Genomic DNA, 23,408 nt, shown 5'->3' with positions numbered 1-23,408 from the left:
TCCCAGGGACCGGGGGCCGTGTATGGTCTGCCGATCACTCGCGCGGCACCTCCGTCATCCGCGAGATTCCGCGATATTCGGCCGCGGCCGGGGCTGTCGGAGCGTCGCGGTGGAGGAAAAGGGAGCGATCTCGGGCTCACGCGACCCGGACGTGGGGTTCACCCGAAGCGCTCACGACACCCCTCCGGGCGGCCGTGCCGTCGGTCGGTGCGCGGGAGGGCACAAAAAAACACCGGCTCCGAAGAGCCGGTGTTCTCTCAAACGCTGTGGGGAATCAGTGACCCTCGTTGCGCCGATCCCATCGATCGTTCATGCGATCCATGAAGGAGGCGCCCGACGCACGCGGGGCCCGCGCGCCCGAGGCCGGGCGGGCCGACGGAAGACGAGAAGAGTTGCGGGTAGGCGTGACCGCGAACACGACGCCGGCGACCATGACCAGGAAGCCGACGACGCCCACGGCGATGCCGAGGACACCCGTGTTGAATCCGATCGAGACACCCGCGATCAGGGCGCCGAGCCCGGCGAGCACGAGGATCGAGCCGAGGACGATGTTGCGGTAACTGAGCGCGCGACTGGGGGCCGTGACGACGTCGGCGTCGTTACTCATGAGATGGCGCTCCATCTCGTCCAGCAGGCGCTGCTCCTGTTCGGAGAGTGGCATGCATCCCCCTCTGTTGCTCAGTACGTTCAATTCTAGGTGGGGCGAGGATCACTAGGCTAGGCCCGTGCCGAGCTCCCTGGAACCGATCGAGGCTGTTTCCCAGCGACTCGACAAGTTCGTGTCTGAACAGATATCGTACGCCTCCAGCCTCGGTGAAGAGGCGGAAAAAATGGCCCGCGCGGGTGCGTCGTCCCTGCGTGGCGGCAAGCGCCTCCGGGCACGATTCCTGCTCACGGGGCGCCGCGCAGTGGAAGAGGTGGCCGACACCGCACCCCTCGCCACCGACGGTGCCGCGATCGGCGTGGCCGCGGCCCTCGAGATCTTCCAGGCCGCCGCCCTCGTCCACGACGATCTCATCGACAATTCGGACACACGCCGCGGCCAGCCCGCGGCACACCGCGCCCTCCAGACGACCCACGTCGAAGCCGGATGGTTCGGAGACGCCGAGGCATTCGGGCGCTCCGCCGCCATCCTGCTGGGCGACCTGCTGGTCGCCTGGAGCGATGACCTTCTCGAGGAGTCCCTCGACGGGCTCCCCACCGCCGGGCCCACCCGTCGGCAGTACGCGCAGATGCGTCGTGACGTCACGATCGGCCAGTTCCTCGACGTCGCCGAGGAATCGGCGTACGCCGTTCACGACGACGACGCCCACGCCGAGCGGGCCTTGCGGGTGGCCTCGTACAAGTCGGCGCGGTACAGCATCCAGAAGCCGCTGCAGATCGGAGCCGCTCTCGCGGGTGCGGACGAGAGCCAGCTGGACGCCCTCGGTCGCTTCGGACACGACATCGGTATGGCGTTCCAGCTGCGCGACGACGTTCTCGGCGTCTTCGGTGACAGTGCCGTGACCGGCAAGCCCTCCGGCGACGACCTGCGCGAGGGCAAGCGCACGGTGCTGGTCGCCTACGCGCGCGAGGCGCTGCCCGACGACCGGCGTGCCGATCTCGACGGCATGCTCGGGGACCGGGCCCTCGACGCCTCCCAGATCCGCGAGCTCCAGCGCGCGATCGTCGCCACCGGTGCGCTCGAGCGGACCGAAGAACTCATCGCCGAGTACGAACGTCAGGCGGAGGACGCCCTCGACGGGGCGCACCTGGGGCACGCGGCCGTCGAGGAGCTGCGGGTTCTGGCGCGCGCCGCAACCCGGCGCTCGTCCTGACCCGCCGGAGCGCTCGGCTCAGGCCAGCGTGGCCGCCACGCGGCGTACTTCGCTCTTGCGGCCGGCGAGGAGCGCCTCGATCGGCGCGACCCCGATCGTCTCCTCGGGCGTGAGCAACCAGTCGATCGTCTCGTCGGGGTCGAAGCCGGCGTCGTGCAGAACCATGATCGTGCCGCGCAACGAGGGGAGCGGGCGGCCGTCGACGATGAACACCGCGGGGACGCGCAGCACGCCGTCCCGGCGGGAACCGACCAGGTAATTCTCGTCGAGGAAGCGGCGCACGCGTCCGAGCGGTTCCCCCAGCACCTCGACGAGGTCGGGAAGAGTCAGCCAATCGGTTGCGAAGCGGGGTGTTTCGGTCACCGTGCCACTATCTCATCCCCGCCGCGTCCTCCGGCGATGATCGCCCCCGTCACATGAGTCACACCAGCACCGTGCGTTGACATCCGTCTCACGCCGTGCGACCGTGTCGGGCAGTCGGAAGAACGGATCCCCCACCATGCGACGACTCTCTGCTGCACCCGTGCGCCCGCGCGCCCTGACGGTCTGGCCCGCGGCCGTGGCCGGAACGATCGCGCTCGCCCTCTCGGGCGAGAACGCCGCGCACGCCACCCCGCCCACGCCCGCACTTTCCACCGTCCCACCCGCCCCACGAACCGTGGGCGGCCCCGTCCTCGCGGCCGCGTCGGCGCCGGTGTCGTACACCGTGCAGCCCGGCGACACCGTGTGGGCGATCGCCCGCGCCCACGGCCTCGACACCGCCGCCGTGCTCGCTGCGAACGGCCTGGACGGGGGCAGTGTGATCCGCCCGGGCCAGGTGCTCGTCCTGGCCCCCGCCGCGGTCTCGGCTCCCCCGGCGAGTGAGGCTCCCGCGCCAGCGCGCGCTCACGTGGTGAACGCGGGCGACACGGTCTCCGCGATCGCGTCTGCCAACGGCGTGTCGACCGACGCCGTTCTGGCCGCGAACGGCCTGACACGCGCATCGATCATCTACCCCGGCGAGACGTTGCAGATCCCCGCGCCCGGCGCCGACACGTCGGCCGAGAGCGTGGCATCCGCGGGCCCGGCGACGGCTCCCGGGCTCGACGCCGAACAGTCCGACAACGCCCGGCTCCTCATTCGGATCGGTCGCGAGCTGGGCGTGTCCGACCGCGGCATCGCGATCGCGCTCGGCACCGCGATGCAGGAGTCGTGGCTGCGCAACCTCGACTGGGGCGACCGCGACTCGCTCGGCCTGTTCCAGCAGCGACCGAGCAGCGGCTGGGGAAGCCCCGAACAGATCCTCGACCGCGAGCACTCGACCCGCGCCTTCTACGGCGGTGCGGACGACCCGAACGGCTCGGCGACCCGCGGACTGCTGGACATCCCCGGGTGGGAAGGCATGTCCTACGCCGACGCCGCCCAAGCCGTGCAGATCTCGGCCTACCCCGATCGATACGCACAGTGGGAGTCCCCGGCGACGGTCTGGCTCGCCGTTCTCGGCTGATGCGAAGGTGAGCCGCTCCCCGGGCTCCCAGGGGGCGCTCCGTAGACTCGACCCGTGAGCACGAGCCAGCAGGCCGACCCGCTGATCGGCCGTCTCGTCGACGGCCGATACCGGGTACGCGCGCGCATCGCGCGCGGCGGCATGGCGACCGTGTACGTCGCCACAGATCTGCGGCTCGAGCGCCGGGTGGCGCTGAAGGTCATGCACGGCCACCTCAGCGACGACACCGTGTTCCAGAGCCGATTCATCCAGGAGGCGCGCTCGGCGGCCCGCCTGTCGGATCCGCACGTCGTCAACGTCTTCGACCAGGGCCAGGACGGCGACATGGCCTACCTCGTCATGGAGTACCTGCCGGGCATCACCCTGCGCGAACTCCTCCGCGAGCACAAGCGCCTCACGGTCGATCAGACCCTGACCATCATGGATGCCATCCTCTCGGGGCTCGCGGCCGCCCACCGGGCCGGCATCGTCCACCGCGACGTCAAGCCCGAGAACGTGCTCCTGGCCGAGGACGGGCGCATCAAGATCGGCGATTTCGGTCTCGCCCGCGCCACCACCGCCAACACCGCGAGCGGTGCCCAGCTCATGGGGACGATCGCGTACCTCGCCCCCGAGCTCGTGACCCGCGGCACGGCCGACGCCCGCAGCGACATCTACTCGCTCGGCATCATGCTCTACGAGATGCTCGTCGGCGAGCAGCCGTACAAGGGCGAGCAGCCCATGCAGATCGCGTACCAGCACGCCACCGACTCGGTTCCGCGCCCCTCCGCGAAGAACTCCGGCGTCCCCGAACAGCTCGACGAACTGGTCCTTTGGGCCACGGAGCGCGAGCCGTCCGAGCGCCCACTCGACGCGGGCACGATGCTGGCGCGGCTGCGCGAGATCGAGACGGAGCTCGGACTGGCGCCGCAGGTCGCCCGCGCCGTCTCCATCGGGACGGCGGCGTCCACCTCCGCGGACTCCCGCGAGCTGACCAAGGTGCTGCCCCAGACGGCGGTGACGCCCTCCGCCCCGACCGAGGACGTCGACAACGCCACGCGGCTGCGTCAGCGCACGCGTCGGCGCACCACCCGTGGGATCTGGCTGTTCGCTCTCGTCCTGATGCTCGCCGCGGGTGCGGCCACGGCCGGGTGGTGGTTCGGGTCGGGCCCGGGCTCACTCGTCGCCGTCCCGGACGTCTCGCGCATGAGCTTCGCGGATGCCGAGGCATTGCTGACGCAGGAGCAGCTCGCCGCGCAGCCGCAAGAGGTCAACGATTTCGATATTCCTGCTGGCACCACGATCGGCAGCGATCCTGGGCCAGGTGAGCGCGTCGACAAGAAGTCCGTCGTCACTGTGCTCGTTTCTCTCGGGCCTTCGACGCACCAGATCGACGGCCTGGCGGGACGGTCAGCCACAGAGGCTCGTGACGTTCTCACCGGCGCGCGCGTGACAGTCGGAGACGACACGAAGGAGTTCACGGACAGCGACGCCGATTCGGTTCTGACCGTCACGATCACGCCTCGTTCGGGAGGTGACCCTTTTCCCTGCACCGACGGCTGCACGGTGTACGAGGGGGACAGCGCATCCATGCTTGTGTCGGCAGGCCCCGTCCCAAACGTGAGCGGGCTGAGCGTCGATGGTGCGGTGCGGGAGTTGGAGGCTGCGGGGTTGCAGGTCTCCGGGGACCGGCCGACCGACTTCAGCAGCTCCCTCGCGGAGGGTGCTGTCATCGGCATCCTGGATCGTGAGCAAGACGGAAACTGGCGCCCTGGCGACACGGTCACACTCCTTGTTTCCAAAGGTCCAAAGCCGATCGTCGTGCCGGATGTCTCGGGCAAGACAGTTGCTGACGCAATGAACACGCTTCGCGACGCCGGATTCGAGCCCGGCACGGCTCTGCCGGAATTGGTGTGGGGCATCTTCACCGTGAGCCGCACCGACCCTGCACCGGGAACTAGCCAACGACCGGGCACGCCAGTCCGTGTCTTCAGCACCGGGTAGCCGTGTGTACGGAAACCACGCGAAAGACGACGCCCCCGACCGCGAGGATCGGGGGCGTCGTCGTGCGGGCCGTGGTCAGCGGTTCTCGAGCTCCTCGGCGACGAGGAACGCCAGCTCCAGGCTCTGACGGTGGTTCAGACGCGGGTCGCACAGGCTCTCGTACCGCGTCGCGAGCGTGGCCTCGTCGATCATCTCGGACCCGCCCAGGCACTCGGTGACGTCGTCGCCCGTCAGCTCGACATGGATGCCACCGGGGTGCGTGCCCACCTGGCGGTGCGCCTCGAAGAATCCACGGACCTCGTCGACGACGTCGTCGAAGCGACGCGTCTTGTACCCCGTGGGCGTCGTGATCCCGTTGCCGTGCATCGGGTCGGTGACCCACAGCGGCGTCGCGCCGGACGCCTGCACGGCCTCGAGCAGCGGCGGCAGAGCGTCGCGGATCTTCCCCGCGCCCATGCGCGTGATGAACGTCAGTCGCCCGGGCTCGCGCTCGGGGTCGAGCTTGTCGATGAGGGCGAGCGCCGTCTCGGCCGTCGTCGTCGGGCCGAGCTTGACGCCGATGGGGTTGCGGATCTTGGAGAAGTAGTCGACGTGCGCACCGTCGAGCTCGCGCGTGCGCTCGCCGATCCACTGGAAGTGCGAGGACGTGTTGTAGGCGAGCCCCGTGCGCGAGTCGATGCGCGTCATCGGACGCTCGTAGTCCATGAGCAGGCCCTCGTGGCCGGTGTAGAACTCGACACGCGTGAGCTCGTCGAAGTTCGCGCCCGCCGCCTCCATGAACTTGATCGCGCGGTCGATCTCGGCCGCCATGCTCTCGTACGCCTGGTTCGCGGGATTGCTCGCGAACCCCTTGTTCCAGCTGTGCACCTCGCGGAGGTCGGCGAATCCGCCCTGCGTGAAGGCGCGGATGAGGTTCAGGGTGGACGCGGCCGTGTGGTAGCCCTTCAGCAGGCGCGCGGGGTCGGCCTTGCGCGACTCCTCGGTGAAGTCGTAGCCGTTGACGATGTCGCCGCGGTAGGCGGGGAGCGTCACGTCGCCGCGGGTCTCGGTGTCGCTGGACCGGGGCTTGGCGAATTGACCCGCCATGCGCCCCATCTTCACCACGGGCATCGACGCGCCATAGGTGAGGACCACCGCCATCTGGAGAACCGTCTTGATGCGGTTGCGGATCTGCTCGGCCGTCGCACCGGCGAAGGTCTCGGCGCAGTCTCCGCCCTGGAGCAGGAAGGCCTGCCCCGCGGCGGCACGGGCCAGGCGGTCACGGAGGTTGTCGACCTCGCCCGCGAAGACGAGCGGTGGGAGGGTGGCCAGTTCGGCGGATGCCGCGGCCACAGCGGCCTCGTCATACCACTGGGGCTGCTGCTTGATGGGCAGGGTCAGCCAGTGGTCGAGGTCGTGGAGCTGCTGATTCACTCCTGAAGTCTAGTGGCGGGCCGCGGGGGCCTTCGCCGCCTGAGCGCTGGCCAGACGGTCCTTCACCGTCGAGGCGTACACGTCCTCGTAACGCTGCTCGCCGAGGCGCTGCAGCGCCACCATGATCTCGTCCGTGACCGAACGGAGGATGTAGCGATCGCTCTCCATCCCCTCGAAGCGGGAGAAGTCGAGCGGCTCGCCGATGACGATGCCGACGCGACCGACGCGCGGCAGACGCTGCCCGATGGGCATGACGGCGCCGGTGTCCACCATCACGACGGGGATCACCGGGACGCGCGCCTCCAGCGCCATGCGCGCGATGCCCGTGCGTCCGCGGTAGAGCGTCCCGTCGGGGCTGCGCGTGCCCTCGGGGTAGATGCCGAGCAACTCGCCGCGACCGAGCACCCCGAGGCCGGTGTTGAGCGACGCCTCGGAGGCCTTTCCGCCGGAGCGGTCGATCGGCAGCTGGCCGGTGGCGGTGAAGAAGAGCCGCGTCGCCCACCCCTTGAGGCCTCTGCCCGTGAAGTAGTCGCTCTTGGCCAGGAACGCCATGCGCCGGTCGATCATGAGCGGCAGGAAGATCGAGTCGGAGAACGACAGGTGGTTGCTGGCGAGGATGGCCGCCCCCTCGCGGGGGATGTTGCGCCGGCCCACGATCCACGGACGGAACACGGCCTTGATGACCGGCCCGATGACCACGTACTTCATGAGCCAGTAGAACATCGTCAGCGCTCCTTCCCGGCGAGGTCTGCGACCCCGATGAGACCGGCGTCGTTGCCCAGTCGCGCGATCGTGAATTCCGCCACCGGACGTTCACCGTACCCCGGAAGGGACGTCTCGTACGCGAGCTTCACCGGTACGAGGAGATCGGCGCCCAGCTGCGCGACTCCCCCGCCGATCACGAACAGTTCGGGGTCGAGGACGGCCTGGAAGCCGCCGCACGCCTCGCCGAGCGCGGTGGCCACGCGCCGCAGCGCCTCGATGGCACCCGGATCGCCCGCCAGAACGAGACGCGAGACGGCGGGACCCGGGATCGCGCCCTTCTCCGCGCGGACGGCGGCCAGCGCCGCGCCGATGCCGCCCTCGTCGGCGATCGCGTTGGCCTCCCGCTGCAGGGCGCGTCCGGAGGCGTACTGCTCGAGGCATCCGTTCTGTCCGCACCCGCACGGGTGCCCGCCCCGGACGAACCGCAGGTGGCCGAGCTCGGCACCGATGCCGTGACCCCCGCGGAACAGCTCGCCGTTGGTGACGACGGCCCCGCCGACACCGGTGCCCATCGTCAGCATGACCATGTCGTGGACGCCCTGCCCGGCACCGAAGCGGTACTCGCCCCATCCGGCGGCGTTCGCGTCGTTCTCGATGGTCACGGGCGTGTCGAGACGGCCCTCGAGGCGAGCGCGGAGCGGCTCGTTCCTCCAGTCGATGTTCGCCGCGTAGATGACGGTGCTGCGGTCGCGACTGATGAATCCGGCCGCCGCGACGCCGATGGCGTGCACGTCGTGACTGCGGCGCAAGTGGTCGGCCATGTCGACGACGGCATCGACGAGGGCGATCGGGTCGATCGGGGTGTCCACCCGGAGCTTCTCGATGATCGTGCCGTCTTCGTCGACCACGCCACCGGCGATCTTCGTGCCGCCGATGTCGATACCGATGTTGCGCACCGCGTTCCCCTTTCGGCCCGCCCCGCGGCTCGGCCCGCAGCAGTCTAGCCACCGGCGCGCTGCGGCGCGGACAGCCCGTGGCGCCCCGGTGGAGCTCGCAACCTGCGACTAGACTCGATGGACCGCTGAACGCTCTTCCGGTGCCAAAGGAGTTACCGTGATCCAGTTCGACCTTGCCCCTGTCGTTCCCGCCGATCCGTCCGCGAACGCGTCCGACCTGCTCGCCGATCGGGTCGCCGCGACGCCCGATCGGGCGCTCTTCGCCGTCCCCGACGGCTCCGGGTGGCGCGAGGTGTCCGCCCGGGACTTCGAGCAGCAGGTCATCGCCCTGGCGAAAGGCTTCGTCGCCGCCGGCATCCAACCCGGTGAGAAGGTCGCCTTCATCGCCCGCACGACCTACGACTGGACGCTCGTCGACTTCGCGCTCTTCTACGCCGGAGCGGTCATGGTGCCCGTGTACGAGACCAGCTCCCCGACGCAGATCTCGTGGATCCTGTCCGATTCCGGCGCGATCGCCGCGATTGTGGAGTCGTCCGAGCACGGCCAGCGCCTCGACGAGGTGCGCAGCGACCTCCCCCTCGTGCGCGAGGTGTGGGCGATGCACGCCGGCGACCTCGACGCGCTGGTCTCCCGCGGGGCAGGAGTGGAGGATGCCGAGATCGCCCGACGCCGCGCGATCGCGAACAGCTCCGACATCGCGACGCTCATCTACACGTCCGGATCCACCGGCCGCCCCAAGGGCTGCGTCCTCACCCACGGGAACTTCGTCGAGCTGGCCCGCAACTCGGCGAAGGCGCTGCACGAGGTCGTGGAGACCCCCGGCGCGTCGACCCTGCTGTTCATCACGACCGCGCACGTCTTCGCCCGCTTCATCTCGCTCCTGAACGTGCACGCCGGCGTCAAGACCGGTCACCAGCCCGACACGAAGCAGCTGCTCCCCGCGCTCGGGTCGTTCCAGCCCACATTCCTCCTGGCCGTTCCGCGCGTGTTCGAGAAGGTCTACAACTCGGCCGAGCAGAAGGCCGAGGCCGGCGGCAAGGGCAAGATCTTCCGTGCCGCCGCCGCGGCGGCCATCGAGCACTCCGAACGCGAACAGCAGGGCAAGCCGATCCCCCTCCTGCTGAAGATCAAGTTCGCCCTGTTCGACCGGCTCGTGTACTCGAAGCTCCGCGAGGCCATGGGCGGCCGCATCGTGTACGCCGTTTCGGGCTCAGCACCCCTCGGCCCGCGGCTCGGGCACTTCTTCCGCAGCCTCGGTGTCGTGATCCTCGAGGGCTACGGCCTGACCGAGACCACCGCGCCGGCGACGGTGAATCTCGCGACGAAGTCCAAGATCGGCACCGTCGGGCCCGTGCTACCGGGCGTCAGCGTGCGCCTGGCCGACGACGGCGAGATCCAGGTCCGCGGCATCAACGTCTTCTCCGAGTACTGGCGCAACCCCGAGGCCACCGCCGAAGCGTTCGACGGCGACTGGTTCAAGACCGGCGACATCGGCGCGTTCGACTCCGACGGCTTCCTCTCGATCACCGGTCGCAAGAAGGAGATCATCGTCACCGCCGGCGGCAAGAACGTCGCCCCCGCGGCGCTCGAAGACCCGATCCGCGCGAACCCGATCGTCGGTCAGGTCGTCGTCGTCGGCGACCACAAGCCGTTCATCGCCGCTCTCGTGACCCTCGACCCCGAGATGCTGCCCACGTGGCTCGCGAACAACGGGCTGCCCGCCGACATGTCGCTGGTCGACGCGGCGACGAACGAAAAGGTGCGCGCCGAGATCCAAAGCGCGATCGACCGCGCCAACACCCGCGTCTCCCGCGCCGAGTCGATCCGGAAGTTCTCGATCCTTCCCACGGAATGGACCGAGGCCAGCGGGCACCTGACGCCGAAGATGAGCATCAAGCGCAACGTCATCGTCAGCGACTTCGCCGACGCGATCGAGGACATCTACGCGGTGCCGATCAACACCACCAACGTGTCGCTGCCCTGAGCCGTCGCCACAACAGGTCCTGAGACGAGAACAGGCCGATCCGTGTCGGATCGGCCTGTTCTCGTTCCATGCCCTGTTTCGGAGAGGCGGTGACTCGGGTCAGAACCAGTCGCTCTCGCGGATCTGCCGCATCGCCTCGCGACGCGTCTCCGCGGGGAGGCGCGAGAGGTACAGCTTCCCGTCGAGGTGGTCGGTCTCGTGCTGCAGCGCCTGCGCGAGCAGGCCCTCGCCCTCGAGAACGACCTCGTTGCCGTCGAGGTCGATGCCGACGACCTTCGCCCACGGGTAGCGCAGCGCGTCGTGCCAGAGGCCCGGGACGGAGAGGCATCCCTCCCCCACCAGCTCCGGCTCACCGCGGGTCTCGACCAGGACGGGGTTCAGGACATAGCCGATGTCGCCGTCGATGTTGTAACTGAAGGCGCGCAAACCCACACCGATCTGGGGCGCGGCCACACCCGCACGACCCGGCGGCTCGACCGTATCGACGAGGTCGCGCACGAGGGCGCGGATGCCGTCGTCGATCTCTTCGATGGGCGCACTGGGGGCGCGCAGAACGGGGTCGCCGAAGAGGCGGATCGGGCGGACCGTCATGCCACGGCCGCCGGGGTGCGCAGGCCCTCGACGACGGCCGCGGCCAGCTCTCGGGCTGCCAGGCGCGTGCCGGGCTGCAGATCGCGGAACGCGATCGCGCTGCCGGCGGCGACGTGGGCGTCGTACGGCATCCGGATGACGGCGCGGACGCGGCTGCGGAAGTGCGCCTCCAGTTCGCTCTCGCGCACGAGGGGCGCGCCGGGGCGAGCGTTGTTGAGGACGACGACGGCCCCGCGAACCCGATCGGCGTAGCCGTTGGTCTCCAGCCAGGTCAGTGTCTCGGACGCCAGTCGCGCCTCGTCCACGGAGAGTCCCGCGACCACGACGAGCGAATCGGCGAGCTCGAGCGTCGCCTCCATGACGGAGTGGACGATCCCTGTCCCGGTATCGGTGAGGACGATCGAGTAGTAGTGCGCGGCGATGTCGGCGACCCGACGGTAGTCGTCGTCGCTGAACGCCTCCGACACTCGAGGATCGGAGTCGGATGCCAGGACGTCCAGGCGCGTGGTGTCCCGCGCCACGATCGAGGACACGTCGCCGAAGCCGTCCACGTCGTCGTGCGCACGCACCAGGTCGCGCACGGTCCGTCCGTTGGGGCGTCCGACGCGATCGGCGAGCGTGCCCCGGTCGGGGTTGGCGTCGACGGCGATCACGCGGTCGTCGCGGGCGTCGGCGAGGGCCATGCCCAGCAGCGACGTGACGGTGGTCTTTCCGACGCCACCCTTGCGCGACACCACGGGCACGAAGCGCGCCTCACCCGAGAGCGGCGCCGCGATCCGGCGGTCGAGGTCTTTGCGGGCGCGGGCACGGCGACCGTCACCGAGGTTGATGCGATGCCGCGACACGGAGTACACCAGCTGCTGCCACAGGCCCTCGGGCTCGGGGCGGGCGATCTGGCGCGGATCGAGCAGGCGGTCGGCGGTGAGGAGATCCGGGCTCTCGCGGACGTCGTCGATCTCTCCCAGCCGCTTGGACGCGAGCGTCAGGTCGGTGGCCGGCGTGCGGACGCGCTCGGTCGCGTGGAGGCGACCGACCCGCGCCGTCTCGTCCGCCTGGTGCACCTCGCGGCGCGTGAGCGGAACGGTACCGATCACGCCGGTCGCAGCGCGTTCGGCTCGAGTGCGCGGGACGGGACCGGTGGCCGGCGCGGCGTCCGCGGGGACGTTGGCCGCGGCGACGTCCGCGGGGGCCGCGGGAGGCTCCGCGGCATCCGCGTCGGGCAGTTCCGCGGCGGCGATGTTCGGCTCTCGGGTGACGGCGGTCTCCGCGGCCGTCTCGTGCACCGCGACGGGCGCGGGCTCCTCGACGGCGGCCTCGGCTTCGCCTGCAGCGGGCTCGGCCTCGTGCTCTTCGAACGTCGGGACGTCGAGGTCGGCGACCGACTCGGGCTCCTCTTCCGCCGTGTCCTCGACGATGGCGGGGGCGGCCTCGGCGTCTTCGACGGTCGCGTCCGCGGGCTCGGCGTCATCCGGGGCCGGTGCGGTCTCGACGACGTCCCCGTCGGCGGACGGCTCGGTCTCGTGGTCCGACTCGAGCCCGTCGGCGTCCGCGGACTCGCGGTCCTGCTCGACGGGTACCTCGCGCATGACCTCGGCGTCGGGCTCGACATCCGCGTCCTCGAGCGCGGCGTCGACGTGCTCGGCGTCCTCGGTCTCGGGGTCGCCCGTCATGGCATCCGCGTCGGGACCCCCGGGCTGCTCCTCGCCGTCTTCGTGCACGAGTTCGGCGACGTGGACCTCGCCGCCGTCGGCATCCCACCCGTCCGAGTCGTCGCGCGGCTCGAGGATGATGTCGCCGGCGGGGAGCGCCTCGGACTCCGGCTCCTCCGTCGCTTCCGCGACCGCGGGGTCGGGAACGTGGGTGAGGGGCGGCGGCCCGTCGGCGTCCGGCAGCTGCACGATCCCGACGACCTCGAAGCCGCGGGATTCGGGGTCGATGATGGGCATCTCGTCCTCGACCACGTCGTCGTCGACGTCGTCGTCGTCGGACACCGGGAGGTCGACGCTGACCTGTGCGATGTGTCCGCCGAGGATGTGGATGCTGGACGTGTCGAGCGAGCCGCTGTCGTCGAGGACACCGTGTTCGGCGCCGTCGTCGGGGGTCTCGTCGGTGCGGTCGGGGGTCACTGCAGTCTCCAAAGAAAAAGGGGGGCGCGAAGAGCGCCCCCCTTTGAGGCTACTGCGCCGGACGGACGACGAGCAAAAGGTCTCCGGCTTCGACCTGCTGGGTCGCCCCCACCGTGAGCCGTTCGATGACGCCGTCGACGGGGCTCGTGATGGCGGCCTCCATCTTCATCGCCTCGATGGATGCCACCGCCTGACCGGCCGCGACCCGGTCGCCGACGGCCGCTTTCAAGGTGACGACACCCGAGAAGGGCGCCGCGACCTGACCGGGCTTGGAGGTGTCCGCCTTCTCGGCCTGCCGCGCCTCGACGTCGATCGACAGGTCGCGGACGAACACCGGCCGCAACTGGCCGTTGAGCGTCGTCATGACGGTGCGCATGCCCTTGTCGTCGGCGTCGCCGATGGCCTCGAGGCCGACGAACAGCTGCACACCGCGCTCGATCTCGACGGTGTGCTCCTCGGCGGCGCGCAGGCCGTAGAGGTAGTCGGCGGTGTCGAGGGCGCTGAGGTCGCCGTACGCCGCGCGCGTCTCGAGGAACGTGCGGGTGGGCGCCGGGAAGAGAAGCGCGTTGAGCCGTCCACGCCGCGTCTCGGAGTCGCCCCCGAGGGCGGCGAGGTCGTCGGCCGTGAGCGGCGTGAGTCCGGTCTTGATGTCGCGGCCGGCGAGCACCTTCGTGCGGAACGGCTCGGGCCACCCGCCGGGGAGATCGCCGAGCTCGCCCGCCATGAACGAGACCACGGAGTCGGGCACGTCGTACTTCTCGGGGTTGCGCTCGAAGTCGTCGGGGTCGGCCTTGACCGCCGCGAGATGGAGGGCCAGGTCACCGACGACCTTCGAGGACGGAGTGACCTTGGGCACACGTCCGAGGATCCGGTTCGCCGCGGCGTACATGTCCTCGATGAGCTCGAAGTCGTCGGCCAGACCGAGCGCGATCGCCTGCTGACGCAGGTTCGACAGCTGACCGCCCGGGATCTCGTGGTGATAGACGCGCCCGGTGGGGCCGGGCAGCCCCGACTCGAAGGGGCGGTAGAGGTGGCGCACGGCCTCCCAGTACGGCTCGAGGTCGGACACGGCTGCCAGATCGAGCCCCGTGTCGCGCTCGGTGTGCGCGAGCGCCGCGACCAGGGCCGACAGCGACGGCTGGCTCGTCGTGCCCGACATCGGAGCGGCCGCCGCGTCGACGGCATCCGCTCCGGCCGCCGAGGCGGCGAGAAGCGTCGCGAGTTGACCGCCCGCGGTGTCGTGGGTGTGGACGTGCACGGGAAGGTCGAAGCGCTCGCGCAGAGCCGACACCAGGCGCGCGGCTGCCGCCGGTCGGAGAAGTCCCGCCATGTCCTTCACGGCGAGCACGTGCGCGCCGGCATCGACGATCTGCTCGGCCAGCCGCAGGTAGTAGTCGAGCGTGTAGAGGTCCTCGCGGGGGTCGAGCAGGTCGCCGGTGTAGCAGACGGCGACCTCGGCGAGAGCGGTTCCGGTTGCCAGGACCGCGTCGATCGCGGGCCGCATCTGCGCGACGTCGTTGAGCGCGTCGAAGATGCGGAAGATGTCGATCCCGGATGCCGCTGCCTCGGCGACGAAGGCATCCGTCACCTCCGTCGGGTACGGGGTGTATCCGACGGTGTTGCGACCGCGCAGGAGCATCTGGATCGCCACGTTCGGCAACGCCCCGCGCAGCACGTCGAGGCGTTCCCAGGGGTCTTCCCCGAGGAAGCGGAGCGCGACGTCGTAGGTCGCACCACCCCACGCCTCGACGGAGAGCAGCTCGGGCGTGAGCCGCGCGACGTAGGGGGCGACGCGGGCGAGATCGCGCGTGCGGACACGCGTCGCGAGAAGGGACTGGTGGGCGTCGCGGAAGGTCGTCTCGGTGACCGCCAGGGCCGTCTGCTCGCGGAGCGCCTTCGCGAACCCGGCGGGCCCGAGCTCCTGCAGCCGCTGGCGCGAACCGGCGGGCGCGGGAGCCGTGAGGTCGACGGCGGGGAGCTTGCTGCCCGGCTCGACCGAGAGCGGGTTCTCGCCGTTCGGGCGGTTGACCGTCGTGTCCACGAGCCACGACAGGATCTTGGTGCCGCGGTCCTTGGATTCGCGCCCCCGGAGCAGCCCGGGCCGCTCGTCGATGAACGAGGTGCTGAGGTCGCCCGCGACGAACGCCGGGTCATCGAGCACGGCCTGCAGGAACGGGATGTTGGTGGAGACGCCGCGGATGCGGAACTCCGCCAGCGCGCGGCGGGCCCGGGCGACCGCCGCACCGAAGTCGCGGCCGCGGCACGTGAGCTTCGCGAGCATCGAGTCGAAGTGCGGGCTGATCTGCGACCCTGCGGCGGTCGTGCCGCCGTCGAGACGGATGCCGGCACCACCCGGTGAGCGGTAGGTCGTGATCTTGCCGGTGTCAGGACGGAACCCCTGCGTCGGGTCCTCGGTCGTGATGCGGCACTGGAGGGCCGCACCGCGCAGACGGATCTCGCCCTGCGTGAGCTGGAGCTCGGCGAGCGTCTCTCCCGCGGCGATGCGCATCTGGGACTGCACGAGGTCGACGTCCGTCACCTCCTCGGTCACGGTGTGCTCGACCTGGATGCGCGGGTTCATCTCGATGAACACGACCTCGCCCGCCCGCGGTCCCGCCGTCTCGAGCAGGAACTCCACCGTCCCGGCGTTCTGGTAGCCGATCGAACGGGCGAAGGCGACGGCGTAGCGGTGCAGGTCCTCTCGCACGGCGTCGTCGAGGTTCGGTGCGGGGGCGATCTCGATGACCTTCTGGTGCCGCCGCTGCACCGAGCAGTCGCGCTCGAAGAGGTGGACGGTCTCGCCCGTGGCGTCGGCCAGGATCTGCACCTCGACGTGGCGCGGTCGCTGCACGGCCTGCTCGAGGAACATGCGCGGGTCGCCGAACGCGCTCTGAGCCTCGCGCATCGCCTCCGCGAGCGCGGGAGCCAGCTCGCCGATCGACTCCACGCGCCGCATCCCGCGGCCGCCGCCGCCGGCAACCGCCTTCGCGAACAGGGGGAAGCCGATCCCCTCCGCCTCAGCGACGAGAGCATCGACGTCGTCGGAGGCGGCCGTCGACCGCAGCACCGGAACGCCGGCGGCGATCGCGTGCTCCTTCGCCGTGACCTTGTTGCCCGCCATGGACAGCACCTCGGCGGGCGGCCCGATGAAGGCGATGCCGTTCGCGGCGGCCTTCTCGGCGAGCTCGGGGTTCTCCGAGAGGAACCCGTATCCCGGGTAGATGGCATCCGCCCCGCACTCGAGAGCGACGCGGATGATCTCGTCGACGTCGAGGTAGGCGCGCACGGGATGCCCGCGCTCGCCGATCTGGTACGCCTCGTCGGCCTTCAGCCGGTGGAGGGATGCGCGGTCCTCGTAGGGGTAGACCGCGACGGTGCGGGCTCCCACCTCGTAGGCGGCTCGAAACGCCCGAATGGCGATCTCTCCGCGATTGGCGACCAGGATTTTCGAGAACATGCACACCCTCACGTCAAGCTGGCGGAGCTGAATGTGCTCACAGCCTAGGGGAAGGTAACGTAGACGATCGTGCACGTACTCTCCGTCAGCTCTTTGAAAGGCGGGGTCGGCAAGACGACCGTGACGCTCGGGCTGGCATCCGCCGCCTTCGCACGTGGCGTTCGCACTCTCGTCGTCGACCTCGACCCGCAGTCCGATGTGTCCACCGGCATGGACATCCAGGTCGCCGGTCGACTGAACATCGCCGATGTCCTGGCCAACCCGAAAGAGAAGGTCGTCCGTCAGGCGATCACCTCCAGCGGCTGGGCCAAGGTCCACCCCGGCACGATCGACGTGCTCATCGGCAGCCCATCGGCCATCAACTTCGACGGCCCGCACCCGAGCGTGCGCGACGTCTGGAAGCTCGAGGAGGCCCTGGCCACCATCGAGTCCGACTACGACCTCGTCCTCATCGACTGCGCCCCGTCGTTGAACGCGCTGACCCGTACCGCATGGGCCGCGAGCGATCGCGTCATCGTCGTGACGGAGCCCGGATTGTTCTCCGTCGCCGCCGCCGACCGCGCGCTCCGCGCCATCGAAGAGATCCGCCGCGGCCTCTCCCCCCGTCTCCAGCCGCTGGGCGTCGTCGTCAACCGCGTCCGCCCGCAGTCGATCGAGCACCAGTTCCGTATCAAGGAATTGCGCGACATGTTCGGCCCGCTCGTCCTCAACCCGCAGCTGCCCGAGCGCACGTCGCTGCAGCAGGCCCAGGGCGCCGCTAAGCCGCTGCACGTGTGGCCCGGCGACTCCGCGCAGGAGCTGGCCGCCGACTTCGACGCCCTGCTCGACCGCATCGTCCGCACCGGCCGCATCCCGGTCTCGGACTCCCCGCAGGCGTAGCCCTTCCTCTCCCCGCCCTCTCGCGCGTGAGCGGAAGGGTCCCGGGGGGGTCAGGCGGTGCGGGCGGCGCGGCGCGCGGCGAGTTCGTCGACCGCCTCGGCCGCGGACTCGAAGTCGACCAGCGTCGACTCCACCTCGCGGAGGACCTTGCCGACCGCGATCCCGAAAACGCCCTGCCCACGGCTGACGAGGTCGATGACCTCGTCGTTCGAGGTGCACAGGTATACCGAGGCACCGTCGCTCATGAGCGTGGTTCCGGCCAGATCGCGGATGCCGGCGGCGCGAAGCTGTTCGACGGCGGTGCGGATCTGCTGGAGCGAGATGCCGGTGTCGAGAAGACGCTTGACGAGTTTGAGCACGAGGATGTCGCGGAAACCGTAGAGCCGCTGCGAACCGGATCCGCTCGCACCCCGAACGGTCGGGACGACGAGTTCGGTGCGAGCCCAGTAATCGAGCTGACGGTACGTGATGCCCGCGGCTCGCGCGGCGACCGCTCCCCGATAGCCCGTGTCGTCGTCCATCTCGGGAAGCCCGTCGGTGAAGAGGAGATCTGTGGCGAACCGGGGTTCACCGACTACGTCGCCAGCGTTCATGCTCGCGTCCCTCCTCATCGGCTCGTTGGTTCCACGCTAGATCAGCGAGGGTCCCCCGGCAATGACATCCGAGCCGAGGGGGTCGGCGTGTCGCGGTCAGGACAGGATCCGGTCGATCGCTTCGCGGACGAACAGTGTGCGGACCTCGTCGAGGCGGGCCGCGAGCTCGGGGGCGAGCTCGCTCGCGCGCGCTCGAGACGCCGCATCCGGGCGTCGCAGCAGAGCCGACAGGGCGGACTCGACGAGGGATGCCTCGCGCTCGGCGCTCTGCCTGAGCGACCGCACGTGTCGCGGTTCGATGCCGTGACGGTCGAGGGCGACGAGGGTCCGCAGCAGCGTGACCGTCTGTTCGGAGTACGTTTCGGCGCCCGTGATCACACCCGTGCTGATCGCGTCGTTCAGCAGCTGAGGCGCAGCGCCCGCCGCGGCCAGGAGCTCGTCGCGGCGGTAGCGGCGAGGCGCGTTCGTCATCGACGCGATCGCCGTCGGAGGTGCGGGATTGCGCCCTGCGTCGACGTCGGCGAGGTAGTCGCGGATGACGGCGAGCGGAAGGTAGTGATCGCGCTGCAAAGACAGCGCCAGCCGAAGACGATCGAGGTCGCCGGGCGAGAACTTGCGGTAACCGGATTCGGTGCGCGTGGGCGAGACGATGCCCTGCACCTCGAGGAAACGCAGCTTGCTGGAGGAGAGCGCGGGGAACTCGGGCGTGAGTCGCGCGAGGACCTGTCCGATGCTCAACAGCCCCGAGGCCGCCGGACGACCGCGGGCGGGGGCTGCCGCCATCAGTTCTCTACCGGCGGGAGGTCGACCGGTGAGCCGAAGAAGTTCAGGCGGAACTTGCCGATGCGCACCTCGGCACCGTTGATCAACGCCGACCGGTCGACGCGCTCGCCGTTGACGTAGCTGCCGTTCAGCGACCGCTGGTCGACGATCTCGAAGGAGCTGCCGGAACGGGTGATCTCCGCGTGACGGCGCGAGACCGTGACGTCGTCGAAGAAGATGTCTGCTTCGGGGTGACGCCCGACGGTCGTCACGTCGGTGTCGAGCAGGTACCGGGCACCGGTCGTGGGCCCGGAACGGACGATCAGCAGGGCGGCACCGGAAGGGAGCGCGCCGATCGCCTCGACCTCGGCCTCGGTGAGGTCGGCGCCGAACGGGACGAAAGAGAGATCGGCGTCGTGCCCGAACGTCTGCGTGGTGTCATGCGACGGCTCGGACGCGGCAGCGTCTGCGGCGCGTCGAATATCGTCGCGCTCGAATCTGCGGGTCTCGTCCACGGCTGCTCCTTCATTTCCACCATAGCCGACCGGCTCCGAGCCGGAGCTGCCGATGAGCCTCGCGGAGGCCATGGGATATGGGTCTTCTCCCGGCGTCGGCAGCACGGACCGCGTTCGGGAAGCGGTTCGGTGCGACGGGGGACACTCGAACCTATCCAGCGCAGGTGCACCCTGTCGAGTCCGGGTCACCCCGAGTGTCGTCCATCGGGGCACGCCTCCCCGGCTCGACTCAGGCACCCTCGCTAGGGTCGATGGGGTGATCACGTCCTCCGCGCCTCGTCGGCGCACCCTGCCCGCATTCCTGGCCGCCGCGGCCGTCGCGCTCGCGGCGCTCCTGATCCCGGCGGCCCCGGCCTCCGCGCACGACGAACTGGTGTCGTCGGACCCCTCGGCGGATGCGGTGCTGGACGCGCTCCCCCCGCAGATCACCCTCACCTACAGCGCCGACATCCTCGACGCCGACGGCGCCACCGTCATCCAGGTGACGGATGCCGCGGGCACCGCCCTCACCGACGGCGCGGCAACGGTGTCGGGCACGGTCGTCACCCAGGCCCTCGCCGGACCGGCATCCGGGGTCGTCACTGTCGTCTGGCGCGTCGTCTCGGGCGACGGGCACCCCATCGACGGCACGTTCTCCTTCACCGTTCCCGCCGCGCCCACGCCGACCGCGACCCCCACTCCCACGGAGACCCCCTCAGCGACCTCGACGCCCGAGCCGACGGTCACGGTCACGGCGACCCCGGCCCCGGCCGAGAGCACCTCGGATGCCTCTCCCCTGCCGTGGATCCTGCTCGCCGTGGCGGCCGTCCTCGTCGTCGGAGTACTCGTCTGGGTGGCCCTCGCCCGGGGCCGCGGAGGCTCGTCCGGAAGAGGCTCCGCGGGGAGCGCCGGGCGATAGGCTGAAGACATGCCTCATTACGATCTGGTCATTCTTGGTGCGGGTCCCGGCGGGTACGTCGCAGCCGTGCGCGGCGCGCAGCTGGGGCTGTCGGTCGCGGTCATCGAAGAGAAGTACTGGGGTGGTGTGTGCCTGAACGTCGGCTGCATCCCCTCCAAGGCTCTGCTGCGCAACGCCGACCTCGCGCACACGTTCCACGCGAAGGCCGACCTGTTCGGCATCTCGGGTGACGTGCACTTCGACTTCGGCACCGCCTTCGACCGCTCCCGGTCGGTCGCGGCCGGCCACGTCAAGGGCATCCACTACCTGATGAAGAAGAACAAGGTCACCGAGTACGAGGGCCGCGGTCATTTCGTCGACGACCACACCCTGGATGTCACCAAGGCCGACGGCTCGAAGGAACAGGTCACCTTCGACAACGTCATCATCGCCACCGGCTCGACCGTGCGCCTGCTGCCCGGCGTGACGCTGTCCGAGAACGTCGTGACCTACGAGGAGCAGATCCTCAACCGCGAACTGCCCGGCTCCATCGTCATCGTCGGGGCCGGCGCCATCGGCATGGAGTTCGCCTACGTCCTGACGAACTACGGCGTCAAGGTCACGATCATCGAGTTCCTCGACCGTGCCCTCCCCAACGAGGACGCCGAGGTCTCGAAGGAGATCCAGCGGCAGTACAAGAGCTACGGCGTCGACATCCTCACCTCCACCAAGGTCGACTCCGTCACCGACCACGGCGACAAGGTCACCGTCGCCTACACCGGCAAGGACGGCACGACCGGCTCGATCGACGCCGACCGCGTGCTCATGTCGATCGGTTTCGCGCCCAAGGTCGACGGCTTCGGTCTCGAGAACACCGGTGTGAAGCTCACCGAGCGCGGCGCGATCGACATCGACGACCACATGCGCACCAACGTCCCGCACATCTACGCCATCGGCGACGTCACCGCGAAGCTGCAGCTCGCGCACGTCGCCGAGGCGCAGGGCGTCGTGGCGGCCGAGACCATCGGAGGCGCCGAGACGCAGACCCTGGGCGACTACCGGAACATGCCCCGCGCCACCTTCTGCAACCCGCAGGTCGCCTCGTTCGGCCTGACGGAGCAGCAGGCGCGCGACGCCGGCCACGACATCAAGGTCGCGAAGTTCCCGTTCTCGGCCAACGGCAAGGCCAACGGCCTGGGCGAGCCCGTCGGCTTCGTCAAGCTCGTCGCCGACGCCGAGACGCTCGAGCTCATCGGCGGCCACCTCATCGGCCCCGACGTCTCCGAGCTGCTCCCCGAGCTGACGCTCGCGCAGAAGTGGGACCTCACCGCCCTCGAGGCCGCGCGTAACGTGCACACGCACCCGACGCTGTCGGAAGGCCTGCAGGAGGCCTTCCACGGTCTCGTCGGCCACATGATCAACCTCTGACCCGACCGGTCGCAACGTCCGACGGCCCCTGACCCACTCGAGAGAGCGGGTCGGGGGCCGTCGTCGTCTGCGACTTCGTGTCAGTGGCCGAGGGTGCGGGCCAGCTTCGAACCGGATGCCGCGGGCCGACCACCGGCGGCGAACACCGCCGCGTCGACCGCCGCGAAAAGGGCCGTGCGACCGGCGTCATCGGCGGGACCGGCGGGACCCAGCTCCACCTCCCACTCGCGCCACTCCGATTCCACGCCGCGGCGTTCGTCGAGCGCTCGGACGCGGTCGTCGACGAACTCCGCGACGATACCCCCGTCCGCGTCGAGCAGCGCGTACGCCGTGCGATGGTTGCGCACGCGTGCGAGCGGGACGAAGGGTCCCCGTGCCCAGCCGGCGACGGCATCCTGGATCTCATCCGGAACCACCGGGTCGGCGTCGGGATCGCCGATGTCGCCGAGCGGCCACTGCGTCTCCGAGCGACCGCCCTCGGCGGGAGCCTTGATGTGCCACCCCGCGTCGGGTCCACCCTGGCGGCGACGCACGGCGACGCCGTTGCGCGCCAGGTCGGCGTCGGCGGTGTCGACGTAGCGCGCGTCCAGGACACGCGGCTCGGCCTCGCCCACGCGGGCGACGCCGGGAACCGCCGACCAATCGGGAAGGGGCGTGTCGGACTCGACGTCGTACTTCGACTCGACCTCGACCGACGAAGACCCCGGCGCGCCTTTACTCAATCGTCGCGTCCGTCGACATCCGGGTTGATGTCCTCGGTCTCCTCGACATAGGCGTAGACCGCCTGCGTGGGGCCGTCGGACTCGCCGGTGTTCTCCAGCCCGCCTTCGCGACGGTAGACGAGCTGCCCCTCGCTGTAGGGCATGATCAGCGTGTCATCGGACTCGTTCTCGAGCGGGATCACCTGCCCGTCGAGCGGGCCTCCGGTCAGTCGTGCAATAGCCATGTGCCCAGCGTAGACCGGGCCCTCGCGCGCGGCCCGCGCCTTGACACCCCTCGCCTAGACTCGCTCGGGTGATGAGCGCGGACCTCCCCGGCGACAAGCCGTTCGTGCTCCTCGCGACGCGCGCGCAAGACCTTCCCGCGGACGAGGAATACGCGCTGTTCCTGCGGTTCACCGGCCTGCCTCCCGGGCGGCTGCGTCGCGTCCGGCTCGAGCGCGATCCGATGCCCGAGATCGACCTCGATGAGGTCGCCGGCATCCTGGTCGGAGGGAGCCCGTTCAACGCGTCCGACCCGTGGGAGGAGAAGTCGGCGGTGCAGCGACGGGTCGAGGCCGAGATGGCCGCGCTGGTCGACGAGGTCGTCGCGCGGGATGCGCCGTTCCTCGGCGCCTGTTACGGCGTCGGCACCCTCGGAACGCACCTGGGCGCCCCCATCGACGGCACCTACGCCGAATCCATCGGCGTGGTGGACGTGTCGCTGTCGGAGGCCGGCCGCGCCGACCCGCTGCTCGCCGGTATGCCCGAAGGCTTCGCCGCGTTCGTGGGGCACAAGGAGGCGATCTCCGCGCTTCCCCCGGCGGCGACGCTGCTGGCATCCTCCCCCACGTGCCCGGTCCAGATGTTCCGCGTCGGCGAGAACGTCTACGCGACGCAGTTCCATCCCGAACTCGATCTCGCCGGCATCGTCACGCGCATCCACGCGTACGCGTCGTACGGATACTTCGCGCCCGACGAGCTCGACCTGACCCTCGCGGCCGTCCGGCGCGCGCCCGTCACGTCGACGGGTCGCATCCTCCGCACGTTCGTCGAGCGCTACGCGCGCTGACCCGGACCACGCTCCGGTCCGCGCAACGCTCGGCGCGGCGCCGCACCCACCCGACCGCTCGCATGG

Annotated in this window: 21 protein-coding genes; 8 read left to right on the top strand and 13 right to left on the bottom strand. The window is 70.1% G+C overall.

From position 1 onward, the window contains the following. Positions 1–274: 274 nt before the first annotated feature. Entirely contained in the window at positions 275–661 is a 387-nt protein-coding gene (locus AC3WLZ_RS06195; RefSeq protein WP_412924220.1) for an SCO2097 family morphological protein, read from the bottom strand. Positions 662–725: 64 nt separating this feature from the next. Here AC3WLZ_RS06195 and AC3WLZ_RS06190 point away from each other — a divergent pair, with 64 nt between their 5' ends. Then, positions 726–1,817: a polyprenyl synthetase family protein gene (locus AC3WLZ_RS06190; RefSeq protein ID WP_492469467.1), complete on the top strand. Its 1,092-nt coding sequence runs from the start codon at positions 726–728 to the stop codon at positions 1,815–1,817. Positions 1,818–1,835: 18 nt separating this feature from the next. On the opposite strand, the gene AC3WLZ_RS06185 is transcribed toward AC3WLZ_RS06190, so the two are convergent. Further along, positions 1,836–2,180 carry an Rv2175c family DNA-binding protein gene (locus tag AC3WLZ_RS06185; RefSeq protein WP_492469466.1) on the bottom strand — a complete coding sequence of 115 codons (345 nt, stop codon included), beginning with the start codon at positions 2,178–2,180 and terminating at the stop codon, positions 1,836–1,838. 136 nt (positions 2,181–2,316) lie between these two features. Here AC3WLZ_RS06185 and AC3WLZ_RS06180 point away from each other — a divergent pair, with 136 nt between their 5' ends. Beyond that, positions 2,317–3,303 carry a LysM peptidoglycan-binding domain-containing protein gene (locus tag AC3WLZ_RS06180; RefSeq protein WP_492469465.1) on the top strand — a complete coding sequence of 329 codons (987 nt, stop codon included), beginning with the start codon at positions 2,317–2,319 and terminating at the stop codon, positions 3,301–3,303. A 54-nt stretch (positions 3,304–3,357) separates the two neighbouring features. After that, entirely contained in the window at positions 3,358–5,286 is a 1,929-nt protein-coding gene (gene pknB, locus AC3WLZ_RS06175; protein ID WP_492469464.1) for a Stk1 family PASTA domain-containing Ser/Thr kinase, read from the top strand. A gap of 75 nt (positions 5,287–5,361) precedes the next feature. On the opposite strand, the gene AC3WLZ_RS06170 is transcribed toward pknB, so the two are convergent. From AC3WLZ_RS06170 to AC3WLZ_RS06160, 3 genes are read right to left on the bottom strand one after another with little or no spacing between them, the layout of a single operon-like run. Then, the gene (locus tag AC3WLZ_RS06170) at positions 5,362–6,699 is read right to left on the bottom strand and encodes a class II 3-deoxy-7-phosphoheptulonate synthase (protein WP_492469463.1); all 1,338 of its coding nucleotides are present in this window, start codon (positions 6,697–6,699) and stop codon (positions 5,362–5,364) included. A 9-nt stretch (positions 6,700–6,708) separates the two neighbouring features. Beyond that, positions 6,709–7,422, bottom strand: a complete 714-nt coding sequence (locus tag AC3WLZ_RS06165; protein WP_412924214.1) for a lysophospholipid acyltransferase family protein — start codon at positions 7,420–7,422, stop codon at positions 6,709–6,711. 2 nt (positions 7,423–7,424) lie between these two features. Next, complete coding sequence (locus AC3WLZ_RS06160) at positions 7,425–8,360, bottom strand: ROK family glucokinase (protein WP_412924213.1); 936 nt, start codon at positions 8,358–8,360, stop codon at positions 7,425–7,427. A gap of 157 nt (positions 8,361–8,517) precedes the next feature. Between AC3WLZ_RS06160 and AC3WLZ_RS06155 the strand changes: the two genes are divergently transcribed. Further along, on the top strand, positions 8,518–10,344 hold the full coding sequence (locus AC3WLZ_RS06155; RefSeq protein WP_492469462.1) for an AMP-dependent synthetase/ligase: 1,827 nt from the start codon (positions 8,518–8,520) through the stop codon (positions 10,342–10,344). A 99-nt stretch (positions 10,345–10,443) separates the two neighbouring features. On the opposite strand, the gene AC3WLZ_RS06150 is transcribed toward AC3WLZ_RS06155, so the two are convergent. From AC3WLZ_RS06150 to AC3WLZ_RS06140, 3 genes are read right to left on the bottom strand one after another with little or no spacing between them, the layout of a single operon-like run. Next, positions 10,444–10,935 carry a peptide deformylase gene (locus AC3WLZ_RS06150; protein WP_134128909.1) on the bottom strand — a complete coding sequence of 164 codons (492 nt, stop codon included), beginning with the start codon at positions 10,933–10,935 and terminating at the stop codon, positions 10,444–10,446. Next, positions 10,932–13,061 carry a MinD/ParA family ATP-binding protein gene (locus AC3WLZ_RS06145; RefSeq protein ID WP_492469461.1) on the bottom strand — a complete coding sequence of 710 codons (2,130 nt, stop codon included), beginning with the start codon at positions 13,059–13,061 and terminating at the stop codon, positions 10,932–10,934. The genes AC3WLZ_RS06150 and AC3WLZ_RS06145 overlap by 4 nt, the downstream gene beginning before the upstream one ends. A 49-nt stretch (positions 13,062–13,110) precedes the next feature. Further along, positions 13,111–16,518 carry a pyruvate carboxylase gene (locus tag AC3WLZ_RS06140; protein WP_492469460.1) on the bottom strand — a complete coding sequence of 1,136 codons (3,408 nt, stop codon included), beginning with the start codon at positions 16,516–16,518 and terminating at the stop codon, positions 13,111–13,113. Positions 16,519–16,587: 69 nt separating this feature from the next. Here AC3WLZ_RS06140 and AC3WLZ_RS06135 point away from each other — a divergent pair, with 69 nt between their 5' ends. Further along, on the top strand, positions 16,588–17,397 hold the full coding sequence (locus AC3WLZ_RS06135; protein WP_412924208.1) for a ParA family protein: 810 nt from the start codon (positions 16,588–16,590) through the stop codon (positions 17,395–17,397). A gap of 50 nt (positions 17,398–17,447) precedes the next feature. On the opposite strand, the gene AC3WLZ_RS06130 is transcribed toward AC3WLZ_RS06135, so the two are convergent. The 3 genes from AC3WLZ_RS06130 to AC3WLZ_RS06120 all read right to left on the bottom strand — a co-directional run bounded on the left by AC3WLZ_RS06130 (position 17,448) and on the right by AC3WLZ_RS06120 (position 19,267). After that, a complete protein-coding gene (locus tag AC3WLZ_RS06130; RefSeq protein WP_412924207.1) occupies positions 17,448–17,990 on the bottom strand; it encodes a MerR family transcriptional regulator in 543 nt (180 codons plus the stop codon). Between the two features lie 96 nt (positions 17,991–18,086). Next, entirely contained in the window at positions 18,087–18,773 is a 687-nt protein-coding gene (gene ftsR / locus AC3WLZ_RS06125; RefSeq protein WP_492469459.1) for a transcriptional regulator FtsR, read from the bottom strand. Then, positions 18,773–19,267, bottom strand: coding sequence for an FHA domain-containing protein (locus AC3WLZ_RS06120; protein WP_412924205.1), 495 nt, complete (start codon positions 19,265–19,267; stop codon positions 18,773–18,775). Before AC3WLZ_RS06120 ends, ftsR begins: the two co-directional genes overlap by 1 nt. A gap of 256 nt (positions 19,268–19,523) precedes the next feature. On the opposite strand from AC3WLZ_RS06120, the gene AC3WLZ_RS06115 reads away from it, so the two are divergent. Together AC3WLZ_RS06115 and lpdA are read left to right on the top strand one after the other, a co-directional pair. After that, the gene (locus tag AC3WLZ_RS06115) at positions 19,524–20,165 is read left to right on the top strand and encodes a copper resistance CopC family protein (RefSeq protein WP_492469458.1); all 642 of its coding nucleotides are present in this window, start codon (positions 19,524–19,526) and stop codon (positions 20,163–20,165) included. A gap of 9 nt (positions 20,166–20,174) precedes the next feature. Beyond that, on the top strand, positions 20,175–21,572 hold the full coding sequence (gene lpdA, locus AC3WLZ_RS06110; protein WP_412924203.1) for a dihydrolipoyl dehydrogenase: 1,398 nt from the start codon (positions 20,175–20,177) through the stop codon (positions 21,570–21,572). Positions 21,573–21,652: 80 nt separating this feature from the next. Here the strand turns inward: lpdA and AC3WLZ_RS06105 are convergent, their stop codons facing one another. After that, positions 21,653–22,294: a CYTH domain-containing protein gene (locus AC3WLZ_RS06105; RefSeq protein WP_412924201.1), complete on the bottom strand. Its 642-nt coding sequence runs from the start codon at positions 22,292–22,294 to the stop codon at positions 21,653–21,655. Further along, positions 22,291–22,518, bottom strand: a complete 228-nt coding sequence (locus tag AC3WLZ_RS06100) for a response regulator (protein WP_412924200.1) — start codon at positions 22,516–22,518, stop codon at positions 22,291–22,293. Before AC3WLZ_RS06100 ends, AC3WLZ_RS06105 begins: the two co-directional genes overlap by 4 nt. A 71-nt stretch (positions 22,519–22,589) precedes the next feature. On the opposite strand from AC3WLZ_RS06100, the gene AC3WLZ_RS06095 reads away from it, so the two are divergent. Continuing rightward, a complete protein-coding gene (locus AC3WLZ_RS06095) occupies positions 22,590–23,342 on the top strand; it encodes a glutamine amidotransferase (RefSeq protein WP_492469457.1) in 753 nt (250 codons plus the stop codon). The last annotated feature ends 66 nt before the right edge of the window (positions 23,343–23,408 follow it).

It is taken from the genome of Microbacterium sp. FW305-3-2-15-F-LB2 (assembly GCF_058787255.1).
The sequence above is the reverse complement of the archived record's forward strand: the minus strand, read 5'-3'. Positions and strand labels throughout refer to the sequence as shown.

Excerpts from the sequence above, each read along its gene's own strand:
- AC3WLZ_RS06195 (WP_412924220.1), bottom strand. The coding sequence starts at position 661 with ATGCCACTCTCCGAACAGGAGCAGCGCCTGCTGGACGAGATGGAGCGC.
- AC3WLZ_RS06180 (WP_492469465.1), top strand. The coding sequence starts at position 2,317 with ATGCGACGACTCTCTGCTGCACCCGTGCGCCCGCGCGCCCTGACGGTC.
- AC3WLZ_RS06165 (WP_412924214.1), bottom strand. The coding sequence starts at position 7,422 with ATGTTCTACTGGCTCATGAAGTACGTGGTCATCGGGCCGGTCATCAAG.
- AC3WLZ_RS06150 (WP_134128909.1), bottom strand. The coding sequence starts at position 10,935 with ATGACGGTCCGCCCGATCCGCCTCTTCGGCGACCCCGTTCTGCGCGCC.
- AC3WLZ_RS06140 (WP_492469460.1), bottom strand. The coding sequence starts at position 16,518 with ATGTTCTCGAAAATCCTGGTCGCCAATCGCGGAGAGATCGCCATTCGG.
- AC3WLZ_RS06130 (WP_412924207.1), bottom strand. The coding sequence starts at position 17,990 with ATGAACGCTGGCGACGTAGTCGGTGAACCCCGGTTCGCCACAGATCTC.
- ftsR (WP_492469459.1), bottom strand. The coding sequence starts at position 18,773 with ATGGCGGCAGCCCCCGCCCGCGGTCGTCCGGCGGCCTCGGGGCTGTTG.
- lpdA (WP_412924203.1), top strand. The coding sequence starts at position 20,175 with ATGCCTCATTACGATCTGGTCATTCTTGGTGCGGGTCCCGGCGGGTAC.
- AC3WLZ_RS06100 (WP_412924200.1), bottom strand. The coding sequence starts at position 22,518 with ATGGCTATTGCACGACTGACCGGAGGCCCGCTCGACGGGCAGGTGATC.
- AC3WLZ_RS06095 (WP_492469457.1), top strand. The coding sequence starts at position 22,590 with ATGAGCGCGGACCTCCCCGGCGACAAGCCGTTCGTGCTCCTCGCGACG.